The sequence below is a fragment of the Mameliella sp. AT18 genome (assembly GCF_028807275.1).
GTDB classification, from domain to species: Bacteria; Pseudomonadota; Alphaproteobacteria; order Rhodobacterales; family Rhodobacteraceae; genus Antarctobacter; species Antarctobacter albus.
In genome coordinates this window covers 1-15666 of the sequence record NZ_JARAMO010000215.1, presented here as the reverse complement: position 1 = coordinate 15666, position 15666 = coordinate 1, and the positions used below count along the sequence as shown (strand labels likewise).

Here is a 15666-nt window from a genome sequence, read left to right as displayed (position 1 = left end):
CAGGAATAGATCGCGCAGGATAAAATCGCAAGCATTGACAAATCCACACACGACACAGATGTTTCGCACACGATAAATTCCTGCACGAAAGGAGAATGTCATGAGTGTCGACACGAAATACTGGACCGAGGCTTGGGCCACCGGCGGCGGCCGCAACGGCTCTGCCGGCCTCGAGTCGGGGATGCTGACGGTCACGATGACCAGCCCGACCGAGCTGGGCGGCTCGGGCAAGGGCCACAACCCCGAAGAGCTCTTCGCCACCGGCTATGCCGCCTGCTACCTCGGCGCCATGCGCTTTGTCGCCCAGAATGAAAAGCTGGGCACCGTGCCCGAAGACGCCAAGGTCACAGCCCATGTCGGTATCGGTGGGCGTAGCGAAGGTGGCTTCGGCCTGAAGGTGAAACTGGCGGTCTCGATGCCCGGCGTCGACCGTGACGTGGCCGAAAAGATCGCCGAGCGCGGCCACTTCATCTGCCCCTATTCGCACGCAACCAAGGGCAATATCGAGGTCGAGACCGAAGTCGTCTGACCCAGTTGGCGCGGGGCGCGGCTTCAGCCGCCCTGCGCCTCTATGAACTGGCGCACGGCCTCCTGGACATGGCGGAACCGATCGCCGCCCAGGTGCTTGCCACCGTACCAGCGCGTCACCACCACGATGGTGTCGCGCAGGTCCTCGCGCTCCAGCATGCGCAGGATCACCATGCCGGCGCCGCTTTCGCCATCGTCGTTCTTGAGCGGGCCGCCCTCGGTCAAGCAGGCCCAGGTGTTATGCGTGGCCTTGGCGAATTTCTTGCGCCGTTTCAGCTCCTTGAGAAAGGCCGCCGCGTCGTCGGCACTGCGGCAGGGCCCGCCGGAGACCGCGTAGCGCGACCCCCGGTCGCTGATGATATTTTCCAGCACCAGCACGGGCGCCTCAATGTGTCCCGGTGCGCGGCAGCCGGTCCAGGAATTCTGCCGGGTTGAAAAGATCGACGTAGCCGCCGACACCATAGGCCCGGCATTCCAGGAAACGGTCCGGCGCGCAGCGGCGGTACAGGTCGTCGGTCAGGGCCAACACGCCATGCACGTCGTCAAAGGCCCAGCTGATGAGGAACCCCGGTGCGCTGACCGCGCGCACGGAATTGCCCGTCGCCCCGTCCAGCCAGACGGCAACCTCGTCCCGGTCCAGCGCCTCGCGCGGCGCCGGCAGAGCGTTTTCGCGGTACTCATCCCACAGCATGATCTCGTCGATGCCCAGCGCCTGCAGGTAGTCACTCAGCATCGGTTCCATGATCGCGGGCATGCAGTCTTCTTCGGGCGGATAGATGCCCTGCGCCGTGCAATAGCGGGTCAGCGCCGCGCGCATCCCGTCATCGGTATCGTCGCGCTCTATGTTCAGCGCCCAGAGCCAGACCGTCCGCTCGAACAGCGCCCTGTCCCGGGCGCCGATCGCCTGGCGCACCGCCTCCCAGCGCAGCGGGCTGCCGGTTTGCTTGATGAGGTCGGGAAACTCGTCCGGCGCCGGGTTTTCAGGCATGGGCGGGGCCTCGGCCAGCGCGCTCAACTCGTCGGCGGAGGACACGGTGATGCGCGCAGGCCCGTAATGGGTCGTGTCCGGATGATGCCCCGGAACGGTGAAAAACGGGTTGTAGACCGCAAAGACGTGGTCGTAGTCGCGCGCCCAAAATTCCAGGACGGGAAGCTCTGTCGGGGGATGCTGAATGGCCCGGCCAATGTGATGCATGGGGTCCTGTCGTCGTCTCGTATCAAAGTGCAAACGGGCGGCCCAAAGGCCGCCCGTCCGGGAAACTGCCGACGGCGCGTGCCGCCGGCGGGCAGCGGGGATCACTCCTCCGCTTCTTCCTTTTGCTTGGTGATCTCTTCACCGGTCTCCTGGTCGACCATCTTCATCGCCAGGCGCACCTTGCCGCGGTCGTCAAAGCCCAGCAGCTTGACGTAGACTTCCTGGCCTTCCTTCAGAACGTCCGAGGGATGGTTCAGGCGGCGGTTCTCGATCTGGGAGACGTGCACCAGCCCGTCACGCTTGCCAAAGAAGTTCACGAAGGCGCCGAAATCGACGATCTTGACGACCTTGCCCTTGTAGACCTTGCCCTCTTCCGGCTCTGCCACGATCGAATAGATCATGTCATAGGCCTTCTGGATGGACTCACCGTCCGGCGAGGCGATCTTGATGATGCCCTCGTCGTTGATGTCCACCTTGGCGCCCGACACTTCGACGATCTCGCGGATCACCTTGCCGCCCGAGCCGATCACTTCACGGATCTTGTCGGTCGGGATCTGCATGGTCTCGATGCGCGGCGCGTGCACGCTGAACTCACCGGCCGAGGACAGGGCCTTGGCCATCTCGCCCAGGATGTGCAGACGGCCGTCCTTGGCCTGTGCCAGCGCGGCCTTCATGATCTCGGGCGTGATGCCCGCGACCTTGATGTCCATCTGCAGCGAGGTGATCCCGTTCTCGGTGCCCGCAACCTTGAAGTCCATGTCGCCGAGGTGATCCTCGTCGCCCAGGATGTCGGTCAGGATGCCGTAGGAGCCGTCATCTTCCAGCACCAGGCCCATCGCCACACCGGCAACCGGCGCCTTCAGCGGAACGCCTGCATCCATCATCGACAGCGAGCCGCCGCAGACGGAGGCCATCGAGGACGAGCCGTTGGATTCGGTGATCTCGGAGACCACGCGGATCGTGTAGGGGAAATCGGTTGCCGCCGGCAGCACCGCCTGCAGCGCACGCCATGCCAGTTTGCCGTGGCCGATCTCACGACGACCGGGCGAACCAACGCGGCCAACCTCGCCCACCGAATAGGGCGGGAAGTTGTAGTGCAGCAGGAAGTTCGACCGGTAGTTGCCGTGCAGCGCGTCGATGATCTGCTCATCGTCGCCGGTGCCCAGCGTGGTCACGACCAGGCCCTGGGTTTCGCCACGGGTGAACAGCGCCGACCCGTGGGTCCGCGGCAGCAGGCCGGTTTCGCAGACGATCGGGCGCACCTGGTCAAGGGCGCGGCCGTCGATGCGGCGGCCGTTCTTGACCACATCACCGCGCAGCACCATCGATTCCAGCTTCTTGATCGCGGACCCCAGGTTCGGATCTTCAAGCTGTTCCTCGCTGAGGCCGGCCTTGATCTCTTCCTTGACGGCGGCAACCGTGGTCACGCGCTCCTGCTTGTCGGAGATCGCGTAGGCGGCGCGCATCTTGTCTTCGCCCGCGGCCTTGATCACGTCGAACAGGGCCGAGTAATCCGGCGGCTGGAAGTCGAAGGGTTCCTTGGCCGCGTCTTCGGCCAGCGAGATGATCAGGTCGATGACCGGCTGGATCTGCTCATGCGCGAAAAGAACCGCGCCCAGCATCTCGTCTTCGGTCAGTTCGTAGGCTTCGGACTCGACCATCATGACCGCGTCCTTGGTGCCCGCGACAACCAGGTCGAGCCGCTGCTCGGGGTTGTTGCGCAGCTGGTCCATGTCCTCGACGGTCGGGTTCAGGACGTATTCGCCATCTTCAAAGCCGACGCGCGCACCGGCAATCGGGCCCATGAAGGGCGCGCCGGAAATGGTCAGCGCGGCGCTTGCGGCGATCATCGCCACGATGTCCGGGTCATTGACCAGGTCGTGCGACAGGACGGTGCACATCACCAACACTTCGTTCTTGAAGCCGGGGACGAAGAGCGGGCGGATCGGACGGTCGATCAGGCGCGCGGTCAGCGTTTCCTTCTCGGTCGGCCGTGCTTCACGCTTGAAGAAGCCGCCGGGCACCTTGCCGGCCGCGTAATATTTTTCCTGGTAATGGACGGTCAGCGGAAAGAAGTCCTGGCCTTCCTTCTGCTGCTTGGCAAAGGTCACGTTGGCCATGACGCTGGTCTCGCCCAGGGTGGCGATGACGCTGCCGTCGGCCTGACGGGCAACCTTGCCGGTTTCCAGCGTGAGCGTTTCCTCGCCCCACTGCATCGACTTTTTGACTTCTTTGAACATCAGTTATCCTCTAGGAGGCGCTCCGGCCCCTGCCGGTCCTCCGTTTGACTGGCGGCCCCATTGCCGCCGACCCCTTCATCATCCCATGCGCCGGGGTCAAAGCGTCACGTCTCAGATGACTGGCGCCATACAGGTATTTCGGCAGTTTGGAAAGTGACGATTGGCGGCGATGCCTATCGGCAGTCTGCTTTGACCCAAAGGGTAGCGTCCTGCGCGCCCGCCACCGAACGCTGCGCATTATAGGCTGGGTCAAAGCCGATCCAACGGCAGCGGTCGTGTTGTTCCAATGCCTTACGGGCGAGAGCCGCACGCTGTGAAACCGAAAGGTTCAACCGTTTGCCGCACAAGCCGTTTTGGATGGCAATGTAGGTGCATTGCGCCACTCTCCCGTTCCGGTTCACGTAGGCCTCACGGCCATTCAGGCTTTTCACAAGTTGGACACTGACGCCTAGGATTTTAGCCTCGCGCTCAAAATCCGCTTCCTTGGCGTAGCCCAACTTTGCCTTGACCGCGTCATTCCAACCGAAGACGAAAAACAATGGCGTCGCTTCGCGCGGCCCGCTGTCGCTGCGCATCTGGCGCCAACTGATCGAATACTCGCCCAATTCCGCCTGACCTTCAGGCCGCACGCCCGTATTAGTGCCTCCGCCGCAAGCGGCCAGAAAAAACAACCAGGTCAGGCTTAGAAGGATCGGGCGCATTGGGGCTCCGGTAATGAAATTGTGGCGAACTCAGGCGCGGCTATCAAGTGTCCGCCCTGTGCACAAGGCGGAATCAATCTGGCCACAAAGCGGGAACAAAGAAGACCCACAGGTCAGTATCCCCGTTTTCCGAGATCGGAGGTCATGCTAATGGCGAGCCGGTTATTCAACGAAAAGTACGCATATGAACATTCTTCAGATTGCTTCCCTCCTCATCGTCCTTGCCGCGGTCTTTGGTGCCATCAACTATTTCGTCCTGCGCCTGCCTTCAGCGATCGGCATCCTCGTCGTCGCCCTGCTGACCTCGATGGCGGCCCTTGCGCTGGACACGATGGTGCCCTCGCTCACGCTGGCCGAGGATCTGCGCGCCATCGTCACCGGCATAGATTTCTCCGACGCCTTGCTGGAGGGGATGCTGGGACTGTTGCTGTTCGCCGGCGCCCTGCACGTCAAGCTCTCGGACCTGCGCGCGGTCTGGCCCACGGTCCTGCTGATGGCCACCATCGGCGTGGCGCTGTCTACCGCGGTGATCGGGCTTGGCTTTCACTGGCTGACCGGCGCGCCGCTGCTGATCGCGCTGGTCTTCGGGGCGCTGATCTCGCCCACGGATCCCGTCGCCGTCATGGGCGTCCTGAAACAGGCCAATCTGCGCAAATCACTGGAAACCCAGGTCGCGGGCGAAAGCCTGTTCAATGACGGCGTGGGCTATGTCGTCTTCCTGGTGCTGGTCGGGCTGGCCTTTCCGGCGCTCTCGCATGGCCACGGCGATGCCGCCCACGCCAGCCCCGCGCTGGACGCGGCCAGGCTCTTTGCAAAGGAGGCGCTCGGCGGTGCGGTGCTGGGCCTTGTCCTGGGCTGGCTGACCTTCCGCGTCATGCGCCATATCGACGATTATTCCCTCGAGGTGCTGATGACCTTGGCGCTGGCCTTCGGCGGCTACGAACTGGCCATCGCGCTGCATGTCTCGGCCCCCATTGCGGCGGTCTGCGCCGGCCTGCTGATCGGCGACATCGGGGCCAAGCACGGCATGTCCGAGGAAACCCGCGAATACGTCGAGAAATTCTGGGTACTGGTGGACGAGATCCTGAACGCCGTCCTCTTCATGCTGATCGGGGTCGAAATCTTTGCCGTGCAACTGGAAACCGACATGCTGGTGACCGGCGTGATCTGCTTCGCGCTGGCGCTGTTCGGGCGGCTTTGCGCGGTGGTGGTACCGATCCTGATGCTGCGGCCGTTCCGGAGTTTCGCCCCCGGCGTCATGCCGATCATGACCTGGGGCGGGCTCAAGGGCGGCATCTCTGTCGCCCTCGCTCTGTCGCTGCCCGACAGCGAGTGGAAGCCGCTGATCCTGACCGTCACCTACGTGATCGTGGTCTTCTCGATCATCGTGCAGGGGCTGACCATCGGCAAGCTGGCCAACCGGGTCGGGCGCGAACCCGACCTGGTCTGAGTCACAGGCCCGCCCTGTCCAGCGTCGCGCGCTCTGCCCGGTTCAGCCGCTCCAACGCCTCGTCCGGGCCTCCTGCCCGGCACCAGATCGCCAGGCAGGATTCCGGCGACCAGGGCAGCACCGCCCCGGCCATCCAACGCCGCAGCGGCGCCGGCAGGCTGTCGTAGACCCGCATTGCATCGCCCCGGCGGCGGCGCGGCCTGATCGCCACCGCACCACGGTTGCCGTTGCGGCGGGCCATCACGCCACCTCTCGCGCGTCCCGCCACTGGGGGAACGGGTCCGGTTGTTCCGCCCCCGTCACCTCAGACACAAGACAGGCTTCCAACCGCGCCTTCAGGTCGGCCCAGTCGATCCCCGCACCGATAAAGACCAGTTCATGCCTCCTGTCGCCAAAAGGCTCGGCCCAATGGGCCAGGAAATACTCCTGCGCCCGCGCATCCTTGGGCCAGTTCTCCTTCGGGACCGTCGCCCACCACTTGCCCAACGGTTTCACGCTCGACAAGGCGCCCGCCAGCGAGAATTCGGCCACCCAGTCGGGCCGCGTCGACAGCCAGAAATGCCCCTTGGCCCGGATCACGCCCGGCAGGCTGCCGTTCAGCAGCGCGTGGATACGCTCCGGGTCAAAGGGGTCGCGCGCCCGGAAGACGTAGCTGGCGATGCCGTATTCCTCGGTCTCGGGGACGTGATCGGCAAAGCCGTACAGTTCCTTCGCCCAAGCGGCATGTTCATGCGCCTTGTCGAAATCGAACAGTCCGGTTTCCAGGACCTCGGCGGTCGCCACCTCGCCGTGATCCGTGCGGATGATGCGCGCATCGGCATTCAGGCTGCGGATGATCTTTTGCGCTGCGTCCACCTTGAGCGCGCCCGCATCGCTGACCTTGTTCAGAACGACGACATCGGCAAACTCGATCTGGTCCGTCAGCAGATCGACAAGGGTGCGCTCGTCTTCCTCGCCCAGGCTTTCGCCCCGGTCCGCCAGGAAATCATGGCTGGAGAAATCCTCCAGCAGGTTGCAGGCATCCACCACCGTCACCATCGTGTCCAGCCGCGCGACATCCGACAGGCTCTCGCCCGCGTCATCCCGGAAGGCAAAGCTTGCCGCCACCGGCAGCGGCTCTGCGATGCCGGTCGATTCGATCAGCAGCGTGTCGAAACGCCCCTCTTCAGCCAGGCGCCGCACCTCGATCAGCAGGTCCTCGCGCAGGGTGCAGCAGATACAGCCGTTGGACATTTCCACCAGCGTCTCGTCCGTCTGGCTGAGGTTCGCGCCGCCCGCGCGCACAAGGTCGGCGTCTATGTTCACCTCGGACATGTCGTTCACGATCACGGCGACGCGCCGCCCTTCGCGGTTGTTCAACACCCGGTTGAGCAGCGTGGTCTTACCCGCCCCCAGGAATCCGGAAAGCACGGTCACGGGGATGCGGGGATCGGTGTCGGGCATGGTCAAGCTCCCTATTCGACAAGAAACAGGAGTGTGTTATAGTATAACATAACAATCTCGACCAGCCCCAAACCCCACTGCGCAAAGAAAAACCGCGCTTCCCGGAGGGGAAACGCGGTCAATCCGTTCAGCGACAGGACAGTGCCTTAGCGGCGGATGCCCAGGCGGCCGATCAGCGAGCGATAGCGCTCTTCGTCCTTGCCCTTGAGGTAGTCCAGCAGCTTGCGGCGCTGGGCAACCATCATCAGAAGGCCACGACGCGAGTGGTTGTCCTTCTTGTGGGTCTTGAAGTGTTCGGTCAGGGTCGAGATACGCGAGGTCAGGATGGCCACCTGCACTTCGGGCGAACCGGTGTCGCCTTCCTTGGTGGCGTATTCCTTCATCAGGCGGGTCTTTTCTTCCGCGGTGATCGACATCGGGGTCTCCTTTCGGATTAAAGGGTTATGGCACAAGCCGGGATGTCGTCCAGCAAGGCCCGTGGAGAGGTCCGCCAAAGCGGATGCGCGCAGGTACGCGATTCCTGCCCCCTTGGCAAGCCCGCCAACCTACGTCGCCAGGTCCAGCGCGGCGGCATCGCTTTCGCCCACCAGCACGATCGAGGACAGCGGCGGCGCCACGGCAGTGGGCAGGCTGGCCAGAACCGTCCCGCCCAGGCGGATCTCGGTCGTCTCCGGATCATCCTCGCGGGCGGACACCTCCAGCTCGGGTTCCGGTCCGCCGGCGCTGTCGTCATAGACGATCACCAGCTGATCTTGCTCCGCGTCGTAGTCCAGCGGGTCCGCGCCGGCAAGCTCTGCCGACGCGTCGTCCGACGCCGCCGGCGCATCTACCCGGAAGGCCTCCAGCTGCAAGGCCCCTGCCCCCGTCTCTGCCAGCTCAGCATCCTCGACCGGGTCCAGCCCGGCGAGGTTGATCAACCCCATGCGCGCAAACAGCGACCGCCCGTCCTCAAGCGCGGCGCCTTCCGGCGTGCCCTCGTCGATCCCCTGCGGAAAGAACTGGAACACCCCCAGTGAGGCCGGCGACAGGGGCGAGGCCGGCAGGCCATCGTCCCCATCGTCGCCCGTGTCGGCAAGCGCCTCGTCCGCATCGTCACCGATGCCGACGATGGCCACCGAACCAAGCGCTATCAGCCCCATGAGCCCGGCCAGTAGATACATCGCTGCAGCCCCGTTTCCCGCCTTACCGGCAGCGACGGGCACACCGCGCCGCCCCGGTTCAGGCCGCGACTATGGCAGCACGGGGTAAAGCAAGGCTTACTCGGCCTCGTCGATCTTGATTTCCTCGATCAACGCGGTCGCCCAGTCGCCCAGGATCGGGATGAACTCGATCTGGCTCAGCAGCAGGACAACGACCGAGACCAGCGCCGTCGCCCCCAAGGCCGTCCCCAGGCCCAGCATCATGCCCCGCAGGAACTGAAAGGCCATCAACCGCGCCAGGTTGTTGTGCACCCGGACAAAACGGTGCTGGTTCAGGCGCTTGACCTCATCGGCCAGACGCGCCACTTCCTGCCGCAGGGCCTCGGTCTCTGTTTCAGGCGGCATAGCGCATCTCCATCGGCCAGGGTTCGGGGTGGACCGCGTAGGACACATAGAGCGGGTGGCGCGGGTGGCCCGCCTTTGTCAGACCCAGGTGGCGCACATCACCCCGCAGCAGTGGCGCCGCCCGCGGCCCCGCCCCTTGCAAGGCGCCATGCACACCCCAGGCCGCCAGCGTCAGATCCGCCGCGCCCGACCAGTCGCGCAACAGTGCGGCATTCTCCGGCCCTTCCGGGTCCTCGGCGCGGCGCAGGTCCTGGGGCCGGGTGGCGCGAAAGGCGAACAGGTTGGCGATCCGCATCGCCCCGTAGCCCAGCGCCTTCGTCCGTCGCTGGCAGCGCTCGATGGTCGGGTCGTTCGCCAACTCACTGGCCGTCGAGGGGTTGAGCATCACGAACAGCACCTCTCCCGCGCCCGGATCCCAGACCCGGCGCAGCCCGTAACGGTAGCGCTCGCAAGGCGAATAACAGGCGGTGCTCCGCTCTCCATCCTTTTCCGCGTGCCTCTCGATCATGGCCGCAAGCTGCCCCGCCCGCGCCGGGGGTTCAAGGGCGATTGACATTCACACCTGCCTGCGGCCCCCTGCCGCCACAGTCACCGGAGCACCCCATGAACATCCAGATGATCGAGGCCGCCGCCACCCGCGCCCGCGGCATCACCCGCCGCACGCCGCTCTTGTCCTCGCCGACGCTGGACGCCATCGCCGGGCGCCGCGTCCTGGTCAAGCCCGAGTGCCTCCAACATACCGGCAGTTTCAAGTTCCGCGGTGCCTGGTCGGCCCTGACCGCCCTTCCGGAAGACCAGCGCGCCAAGGGCGTGATCGCCTTTTCCTCGGGCAACCACGCGCAGGGGGTGGCGCTGGCCGCGCAAAAGCTGGGGGTTCCGGCGGTGATCCTGATGCCGTCAGACGCGCCCGCCGCCAAGATCGAGGGCACCCGCAGCTACGGCGCCGAGGTCGTGCTCTACGACCGGACTACCGAAAGCCGCGAAGAGATCGGCGCCGCGATTGCCGCCGAACGCGGGCTGACGCTGGTCAGACCCTACGACGAACCGCAGGTCATCGCCGGCCAGGGCACCTGCGGACTGGAAATCGCCGAACAGGCCGCCGAGGCAGGCGTGACAGAGGCCGACGTGCTGGTCTGTTGCGGCGGTGGCGGCCTGACCGCCGGGATCGCCCTGGCGCTGGAGGCCCGCGCGCCGGGGCTGCGCGTGCGCCCCGCCGAACCCGAGGGCTACGATGACACCGCGCGCTCGCTGCACTCGGGCAGTCGCGAGCGTAACGCGCAAGAGGCCGGTGGTCTCTGCGACGCGATCCTGACCCCGATGCCCGGAGAACTCACCTTTCCGATCAACGCCCGCCTCTGCGGCCCCGGCGTGGTGGTGTCGGACCAGGAGGTGCTGCGCGCCATGTCGCTGGCCCTGCGGCACCTCAAGCTGGTGGCCGAACCGGGCGGCGCCGTGGCCCTTGCGGCGGCGCTCTTTCACGGTGACGAACTGGCCGGTGAGGCGGTGATCTGCACCATTTCCGGCGGCAACCTGGATCCGGCCATGCTGGCCCGCGCGCTCGAGGTCTAGGCGCGCCGGGAGGTCAGGAAAACCCCGCTCCCGACGTTGCGTCAACCTGCTATACTGCAGGCCAGACACGCCTGTTGGGAGACACCCATGTTCCGCCGCCTGACCATTGCCGCCGCGCTCCTGCTTGCCACGCCGCTGGCCGCGCAGCAGGACCGCCTGCTTGGGTTCGACCTCGACAGCTTTGGCAAGACCGTCCTGTCGCGCAAGCAGTTCGGCAGCGATGTCATCCCCGAGGCCGCCTACGGCGCCTACAACAACGAATTCATCTCGGCCTATTCCAGCCAGTCGGTTTTTGCCCGCATCGGGCGCTCCGTCGGGCGGCTGGACGTGGCGACGGACAAGGGCGTTTTTCCCTGCACCGCCTTCCTGGTCGGTGACGACATCCTGATGACCAACCATCACTGCGTGCCCGGCATCCTCGACGACAGCCGGGCCGAGGCGAAATCCATCGTCGGCGTGCGGTTCGTCATGGGCTACACTCAGGAAGGCGTGACCGAGGGCACCAGCTCCTTCCTCGTCGACCCGGTCCCGGTCGAGACCTCGAAACCGCTGGATTACACGCTGCTGCGCATCCTGGGCGACACGCCGGGGCGCGATTTCGGCACGCTGGAACTGGCCGCCGTCACGCCCCATGACAACGATCCCTACTGGATCATCGGCCACCCGATGGGCGAGGCGCAGCGGATCAGCCGCGAGAAATGCCGCGCCAATGCCCCCGCGCTTTCGGACAACAAGCTGCTGCACACCTGCGATACCATGCCGGGCAACTCCGGCTCTCCGGTGATCGACGCAGGCACGCGGCAGGTGGTCGGGCTGCATCATGCCGGATCGGCGAACAACAGCGTCAACTATGCCATTCCGATGGCGGCGATCCTTGCCGCCTCGAACCTGCTGTCGCCCGCCAAGGGGTCCGGCGGGCCGGACAATGCCGAGGGCCGCGCCCTGACCCGCCTGTCCGACGCGCTGCTGATCGACGATGACGACGACCGCCGCATCGCGCTTGAATCGCTGGTATCCGAGGCGCCCGGCACCTCTGCCGCACGCACCGCCGCCCGGCTGCTGGCGGCACTGCAACCGGCCCCGCCGCCCCCGCCCACGCTGGCCGAGCGCATGGCGGCAGATGCCGACGTGCAGGCCTGCGACCGTCTCGCCGGGGACCGCTTTCACCCCGACCGCGCGGCGGGCTTGATGCGCAGCGACGGCACGGTCTTCGAGGCAATGGACGCTAGTGCCGCCATTGCGGCCTGCCAACGCGCGCTGGACAGCTTTCCCGCTCACCCCCGCATGACCGCCTTCCTGGCAGAGGCATTCAGCGCCGCGGAACGCTATGACGAGGCCTTTTCCGCATACAAGGCCGCCGCCGACACCGGCGACGCCGTCGGCCAGGCGGGCCTGGGCGTTGCCTACCTCTGGGGATTGGGCACACCGAAGAACCAGAACAAGGCATTGGAGATGTTCGAGAAATCCGCAGAACAGGGTCACCCGATCGCCAAGACCGGGCTGGGCGTGATCTACCAGCACGGCCAGGGCGTTCCCGCCGATCCCGACCGGGCCCTGACCCTCTACCGTGAGGGCGCCGAGGCCGGTTATCACGGCGCGCAGGACCAGCTGGGTGACCTCTTCCTGGCCGGAACCATCGTTGATCAGTCGGACGAAACCGCCGCCTACTGGTTCGACAGGGCCGCCGAACAGGGCAATGCCGCGGCGCAGTTCAACCTTGCGCTCCTGTACGAAAATGGCCGCGGAGTCGACAAGTCCATGACAACCGCCGCCCGCTGGTACACCGCCGCCGCCGAACAGGATCACGCGGAAGCCCAGCAGGCTCTTGGCACTCTCTACATGACAGGGACCGGCGTGGCCGCCTCCGATGCCACGGCGATCGGCTGGTATCGCAAGGCGGCAGCGCAGGGCGACCCGGTCTCGCTCGCAAGCCTGGCATGGATGACCGAGAATGGGCGCGGCACCAGCAAGGACCCGGCAGAGGCGGCCCGGCTCTACATCGAGGCCCTGCGCGCCGGCAGCGACGGACCCGTGACCCGCGACACCGCCGACTGGCCCCGCGACACCGCCCGCGCCCTGCAAGAGGCCCTGGCCCGCGCGGGCGTCTACCAGGGCCCCACCGACGGCCGCATCGGCCCCCGCACGCGCGAGGCGATGCGCAGCCTCCTGCCCTGACGCCCGGAATCGCCCCTGCCTTGCTCCCCTGTCCTTCCCCGGTGTACGAACAGGCGACATGGCGAAACGAGACCCAAGCCCAATGATCCGATCCTTGCTCGCAGTCCTGGCGACAACTTGTTTTCTGGCCAGTCCCGCCGCGTCCGACTACGAAAACATCTTCCCGACCGACAGCTTCGGGGACACCGTCCTGCCTCTTCCGCTCTGGATGCAAGGCGACCGTGGCGAGGGATACCTGCCTTTCGGAAGGCCCGAAATCGAAGAGGTCGCGCGTTTCGGCAAGACCTCCATGATCGCGCAGACCGGACGCCCGGTCGGTCGGCTGGATGTCAGCACCGGTACAGGCGTCCTGTCCTGCACCGGGTTTCTCGTCACCGTGGATCTACTGCTGACCACCGCGCTCTGCGCCCAAGGCACCCCTCGCCCGACGGGCAAGGCCGCAGAGATCGAGTCCATCCGTTTTACCCTCGGCTACCTGGACAAGACCGATCCCGAAAGCGCCGAAGCCTTCGAGGTCGATACGACCCCGGTCGAAATCGACGAGGCCCTGAATTATGCGGTTCTCAGGATCACGTCGGGCCAGCCGGGCGAACGCTACGGTACCCTTGCGCTCACCCACTCAGCCCCGCTCGACCATCAGCCTCTCCGGCTCTACGGGCATCCTTTGGGCTTTCCCCAAAACGTCGCTTACGAGGATTGCTGGGTCGCCACACCGGCCATACTGGACGGCGATCTACGGCACACCTGCGATACCCTGCCGGGAAACGAAGGCTCTCCGCTTGTCCACGCTCTCGAAAACCGGGCGATCGGCCTGCATCTCGGCGGGTTCGGGAACAGCGTCGAACACGCGATCCCGATAGGCCGTATTCTGGACAGCTCAAGCGTTCTCAAGCCCGCGGTTCAGGACTGACCCTCAGTCCAGCCGCCGCGCCTCGTCCTGCAGCATGACCGGGATGCCGTCGCGGATCGGATAGGCCAGCCCCGCCGCCGTGCTGATCAATTCCTGCCGGTCCACGTCATAGCGCAGACCAGTCTGCGTCACCGGGCAGATCAGCGCCTCCAGCATCCGCCGGTCAAATTCAACGCTCATTGAATCAGGTCCTCCTCGCCGCCGCGCAGCGCATATTCGATCAATGTCACCAGCGTCTCGCGCCGTGTGCTCAAAGAGGGCGCTTCCAGCAGCGCCTGCTTGTCCTCGGGGTTGAAGTCCAGCAGCATCGACAGCGAGTTCACCAGCAACTCGTCATCCGCCTGCTGCAGCGTATCCCAGTCCGCCGACAAGTCCTTGGCCGCGAAAAAGCGATCCAGCAAGTCCATGAAACGCACCCGCTCAAAGCACGTGTCCGTCTCGGCCCCCTGCTGGTCGCGTTCGAACCCGTCCCAGTTGACCTCGCAACAGCGGTAAGGCGTGAACCCCTCGACCTCTCGCACGATGCGAAAGCGCGATATGCCGGTCAGCGTGATCATGTAACGCCCGTCCTCGGTTTCCGAGAACTGCGTCACCCGGCCCGCACAGCCGATCCGGTGCAGGCCCCGTTCCTCGCGGCCCGGCACCTGGTGCGGCTGGATCATGCCGATCAGCCGTGTTTCCGTTTTCAGGCAATCGTCGAGCATCGCGAGGTAGCGCGGCTCGAAGATGTGGAGCGGAAGGCGCGCCCGCGGCAGCAGGAGCGCCCCCGGCAGGGGGAAAACCGGGATCTTGCCCGGCAGATCTTTGAGCCGTGTCATGCCCGACAAGGTAGACTGCGCGACCGGTCAGGCAAATATCATCGAGCTCAATTTGCGGCGTCCGTTCAACGCCACCGGATCATTCGGCTTCAGCGCCTCGAAGATGGTGAAAAGCTGGGCCTTGGCGGCGCCATCGTTCCACTCGCGGTCGCTGCGGAAGATCTCCAGCAGCTGGTCCACCGCACCAGCGGCATCGCCATTGGCGTACATCGCCTGCGCCAGGTCGAACCGCGCCTGCTTGTCCTCGGGGTCGGCCTCGACCTTGGCGGTCAGTTCGGCCACCGGGCCCGCATCCGCCGCCTGTTTCGCCAGTTCCAGCGCCGCATGGGCCGCTTCCAGTTCCGGTGCCTTGGAAATCTCGACCGGGGCGCCGTTCAGAATCGCCTCGGCCTGCTCCAGGTCGTCCATCGCGATATGCGCGCGCACCAGTCCCGCGTAGGCGCCGGCATTGGCCGGGTCCTCTTCCAGGATGGCGGCAAAGGTCTGCGCCGCATCCACCGCCGCGCCCTGGTCCAGCATCTCTTCGGCTGCGGCCACGGCATCATCCAGCCCGCCCGAGGCATCGCCACCCGCCGCCTGCACGACGCGATCGACAAAGGCCTTGAGTTCGGATTGCGGCAGCGCGCCCTGGAACCCGTCCAGCGGCTGGCCCTTGAAGAAGGCATAGACCGTCGGGATCGACTGGATGCGCAATTGCCCGGCGATCTGCTGGGCCTCGTCTACGTTGACCTTGACCATCTTGACGGCGCCCTTGGCCGCCTTGACCGCATCTTCGAGCATCGGGCCAAGCGTCTTGCACGGGCCGCACCAGGGCGCCCAGAAATCGACGATGACGGGAACCTCGGCAGAGCCGTCCACGACTTCCGCCATGAACTCCGCTTCGGAGATGTCTTTGATCAGGTTGTCCGCAGCCGGTTGGCCGCCGCCCAGTTCCAGCATGTCGCCCTCACGCGGTTGAATATGTTCAGTGGCGTAGATGGCGTAGCGTGGCCCGGGATGCAAGGGCGGCGGCCCGGTTCATCCGGTTTGGCCGCCTCCGGCGCGTTTTGTACGTTTTGCCGATTTCGACGTACAAAACGTACGTTTTGTACAA

General features: G+C 65.5%; 18 protein-coding genes. 5 read left to right on the top strand and 13 right to left on the bottom strand.

Annotation, left to right across the window (positions count from 1 at the left end):
- The first annotated feature begins 100 nt into the window (after positions 1-100).
- Positions 101-529, top strand: a complete 429-nt coding sequence (locus PVW46_RS19030) for an organic hydroperoxide resistance protein (protein WP_043136236.1) — start codon at positions 101-103, stop codon at positions 527-529.
- A gap of 23 nt (positions 530-552) precedes the next feature.
- On the opposite strand, the gene PVW46_RS19025 is transcribed toward PVW46_RS19030, so the two are convergent.
- The 4 genes from PVW46_RS19025 to PVW46_RS19010 all read right to left on the bottom strand — a co-directional run bounded on the left by PVW46_RS19025 (position 553) and on the right by PVW46_RS19010 (position 4664).
- Positions 553-906 (bottom strand): YigZ family protein, encoded by a 354-nt coding sequence (locus tag PVW46_RS19025; protein ID WP_043136235.1) that lies wholly within the window; start codon positions 904-906, stop codon positions 553-555.
- Positions 907-913: 7 nt separating this feature from the next.
- Positions 914-1723 carry a DUF2711 family protein gene (locus tag PVW46_RS19020; RefSeq protein WP_069209227.1) on the bottom strand — a complete coding sequence of 270 codons (810 nt, stop codon included), beginning with the start codon at positions 1721-1723 and terminating at the stop codon, positions 914-916.
- A gap of 101 nt (positions 1724-1824) precedes the next feature.
- On the bottom strand, positions 1825-3963 hold the full coding sequence (gene pnp, locus PVW46_RS19015; RefSeq protein ID WP_069209228.1) for a polyribonucleotide nucleotidyltransferase: 2139 nt from the start codon (positions 3961-3963) through the stop codon (positions 1825-1827).
- Between the two features lie 173 nt (positions 3964-4136).
- Positions 4137-4664 carry a hypothetical protein gene (locus PVW46_RS19010; RefSeq protein ID WP_069209229.1) on the bottom strand — a complete coding sequence of 176 codons (528 nt, stop codon included), beginning with the start codon at positions 4662-4664 and terminating at the stop codon, positions 4137-4139.
- A gap of 184 nt (positions 4665-4848) precedes the next feature.
- Here PVW46_RS19010 and PVW46_RS19005 point away from each other — a divergent pair, with 184 nt between their 5' ends.
- Complete coding sequence (locus PVW46_RS19005) at positions 4849-6114, top strand: cation:proton antiporter (protein ID WP_069209230.1); 1266 nt, start codon at positions 4849-4851, stop codon at positions 6112-6114.
- 1 nt (position 6115) lies between these two features.
- Here PVW46_RS19005 and PVW46_RS19000 read toward each other — a convergent pair whose 3' ends face one another.
- The 6 genes from PVW46_RS19000 to PVW46_RS18975 all read right to left on the bottom strand — a co-directional run bounded on the left by PVW46_RS19000 (position 6116) and on the right by PVW46_RS18975 (position 9609).
- On the bottom strand, positions 6116-6355 hold the full coding sequence (locus tag PVW46_RS19000) for a DUF6525 family protein (protein ID WP_069209231.1): 240 nt from the start codon (positions 6353-6355) through the stop codon (positions 6116-6118).
- The gene (locus tag PVW46_RS18995; RefSeq protein WP_069209232.1) at positions 6355-7557 is read right to left on the bottom strand and encodes a GTP-binding protein; all 1203 of its coding nucleotides are present in this window, start codon (positions 7555-7557) and stop codon (positions 6355-6357) included. The genes PVW46_RS19000 and PVW46_RS18995 overlap by 1 nt, the downstream gene beginning before the upstream one ends.
- 146 nt (positions 7558-7703) lie before the next feature.
- Positions 7704-7973: a 30S ribosomal protein S15 gene (rpsO, locus tag PVW46_RS18990; RefSeq protein ID WP_043136223.1), complete on the bottom strand. Its 270-nt coding sequence runs from the start codon at positions 7971-7973 to the stop codon at positions 7704-7706.
- A 129-nt stretch (positions 7974-8102) separates the two neighbouring features.
- Positions 8103-8717: a hypothetical protein gene (locus PVW46_RS18985; protein WP_069209233.1), complete on the bottom strand. Its 615-nt coding sequence runs from the start codon at positions 8715-8717 to the stop codon at positions 8103-8105.
- Between the two features lie 96 nt (positions 8718-8813).
- The gene (locus tag PVW46_RS18980; protein ID WP_043136218.1) at positions 8814-9101 is read right to left on the bottom strand and encodes a DUF5665 domain-containing protein; all 288 of its coding nucleotides are present in this window, start codon (positions 9099-9101) and stop codon (positions 8814-8816) included.
- The gene (locus PVW46_RS18975) at positions 9091-9609 is read right to left on the bottom strand and encodes a DUF1643 domain-containing protein (protein ID WP_274577167.1); all 519 of its coding nucleotides are present in this window, start codon (positions 9607-9609) and stop codon (positions 9091-9093) included. Before PVW46_RS18975 ends, PVW46_RS18980 begins: the two co-directional genes overlap by 11 nt.
- Before the next feature lie 95 nt (positions 9610-9704).
- On the opposite strand from PVW46_RS18975, the gene PVW46_RS18970 reads away from it, so the two are divergent.
- The 3 genes from PVW46_RS18970 (at position 9705) to PVW46_RS18960 (ending at position 13755) form a co-directional block, all read left to right on the top strand.
- The gene (locus tag PVW46_RS18970; protein WP_069209234.1) at positions 9705-10670 is read left to right on the top strand and encodes a threonine ammonia-lyase; all 966 of its coding nucleotides are present in this window, start codon (positions 9705-9707) and stop codon (positions 10668-10670) included.
- 87 nt (positions 10671-10757) lie between these two features.
- The gene (locus tag PVW46_RS18965) at positions 10758-12845 is read left to right on the top strand and encodes a trypsin-like peptidase domain-containing protein (RefSeq protein WP_069209235.1); all 2088 of its coding nucleotides are present in this window, start codon (positions 10758-10760) and stop codon (positions 12843-12845) included.
- An 82-nt stretch (positions 12846-12927) separates the two neighbouring features.
- Entirely contained in the window at positions 12928-13755 is an 828-nt protein-coding gene (locus PVW46_RS18960) for a trypsin-like serine peptidase (protein WP_069209236.1), read from the top strand.
- Between the two features lie 3 nt (positions 13756-13758).
- On the opposite strand, the gene PVW46_RS18955 is transcribed toward PVW46_RS18960, so the two are convergent.
- The 3 genes from PVW46_RS18955 to trxA are packed head-to-tail and all read right to left on the bottom strand — an operon-like array spanning position 13759 to position 15512.
- Positions 13759-13935, bottom strand: a complete 177-nt coding sequence (locus tag PVW46_RS18955) for a Trm112 family protein (protein WP_074621138.1) — start codon at positions 13933-13935, stop codon at positions 13759-13761.
- Positions 13932-14573 (bottom strand): LON peptidase substrate-binding domain-containing protein, encoded by a 642-nt coding sequence (locus tag PVW46_RS18950; protein ID WP_043136209.1) that lies wholly within the window; start codon positions 14571-14573, stop codon positions 13932-13934. The genes PVW46_RS18955 and PVW46_RS18950 overlap by 4 nt, the downstream gene beginning before the upstream one ends.
- Positions 14574-14600: 27 nt before the next feature.
- Positions 14601-15512, bottom strand: a complete 912-nt coding sequence (trxA, locus tag PVW46_RS18945; RefSeq protein WP_069209359.1) for a thioredoxin — start codon at positions 15510-15512, stop codon at positions 14601-14603.
- Positions 15513-15666: the final 154 nt, after the last annotated feature.

Bases quoted from the DNA above. Each gene is read 5' to 3' on its own strand.
- PVW46_RS18975 (WP_274577167.1), bottom strand. From the start codon at position 9,609: ATGATCGAGAGGCACGCGGAAAAGGATGGAGAGCGGAGCACCGCCTGT.
- PVW46_RS18965 (WP_069209235.1), top strand. From the start codon at position 10,758: ATGTTCCGCCGCCTGACCATTGCCGCCGCGCTCCTGCTTGCCACGCCG.
- PVW46_RS19010 (WP_069209229.1), bottom strand. From the start codon at position 4,664: ATGCGCCCGATCCTTCTAAGCCTGACCTGGTTGTTTTTTCTGGCCGCT.
- PVW46_RS19000 (WP_069209231.1), bottom strand. From the start codon at position 6,355: ATGGCCCGCCGCAACGGCAACCGTGGTGCGGTGGCGATCAGGCCGCGC.
- PVW46_RS18995 (WP_069209232.1), bottom strand. From the start codon at position 7,557: ATGCCCGACACCGATCCCCGCATCCCCGTGACCGTGCTTTCCGGATTC.
- PVW46_RS18970 (WP_069209234.1), top strand. From the start codon at position 9,705: ATGAACATCCAGATGATCGAGGCCGCCGCCACCCGCGCCCGCGGCATC.
- pnp (WP_069209228.1), bottom strand. From the start codon at position 3,963: ATGTTCAAAGAAGTCAAAAAGTCGATGCAGTGGGGCGAGGAAACGCTC.
- PVW46_RS18960 (WP_069209236.1), top strand. From the start codon at position 12,928: ATGATCCGATCCTTGCTCGCAGTCCTGGCGACAACTTGTTTTCTGGCC.
- PVW46_RS18955 (WP_074621138.1), bottom strand. From the start codon at position 13,935: ATGAGCGTTGAATTTGACCGGCGGATGCTGGAGGCGCTGATCTGCCCG.
- rpsO (WP_043136223.1), bottom strand. From the start codon at position 7,973: ATGTCGATCACCGCGGAAGAAAAGACCCGCCTGATGAAGGAATACGCC.
- PVW46_RS18980 (WP_043136218.1), bottom strand. From the start codon at position 9,101: ATGCCGCCTGAAACAGAGACCGAGGCCCTGCGGCAGGAAGTGGCGCGT.
- PVW46_RS19005 (WP_069209230.1), top strand. From the start codon at position 4,849: ATGAACATTCTTCAGATTGCTTCCCTCCTCATCGTCCTTGCCGCGGTC.
- PVW46_RS19030 (WP_043136236.1), top strand. From the start codon at position 101: ATGAGTGTCGACACGAAATACTGGACCGAGGCTTGGGCCACCGGCGGC.
- trxA (WP_069209359.1), bottom strand. From the start codon at position 15,512: ATGCTGGAACTGGGCGGCGGCCAACCGGCTGCGGACAACCTGATCAAA.
- PVW46_RS18950 (WP_043136209.1), bottom strand. From the start codon at position 14,573: ATGACACGGCTCAAAGATCTGCCGGGCAAGATCCCGGTTTTCCCCCTG.
- PVW46_RS18985 (WP_069209233.1), bottom strand. From the start codon at position 8,717: ATGTATCTACTGGCCGGGCTCATGGGGCTGATAGCGCTTGGTTCGGTG.
- PVW46_RS19020 (WP_069209227.1), bottom strand. From the start codon at position 1,723: ATGCATCACATTGGCCGGGCCATTCAGCATCCCCCGACAGAGCTTCCC.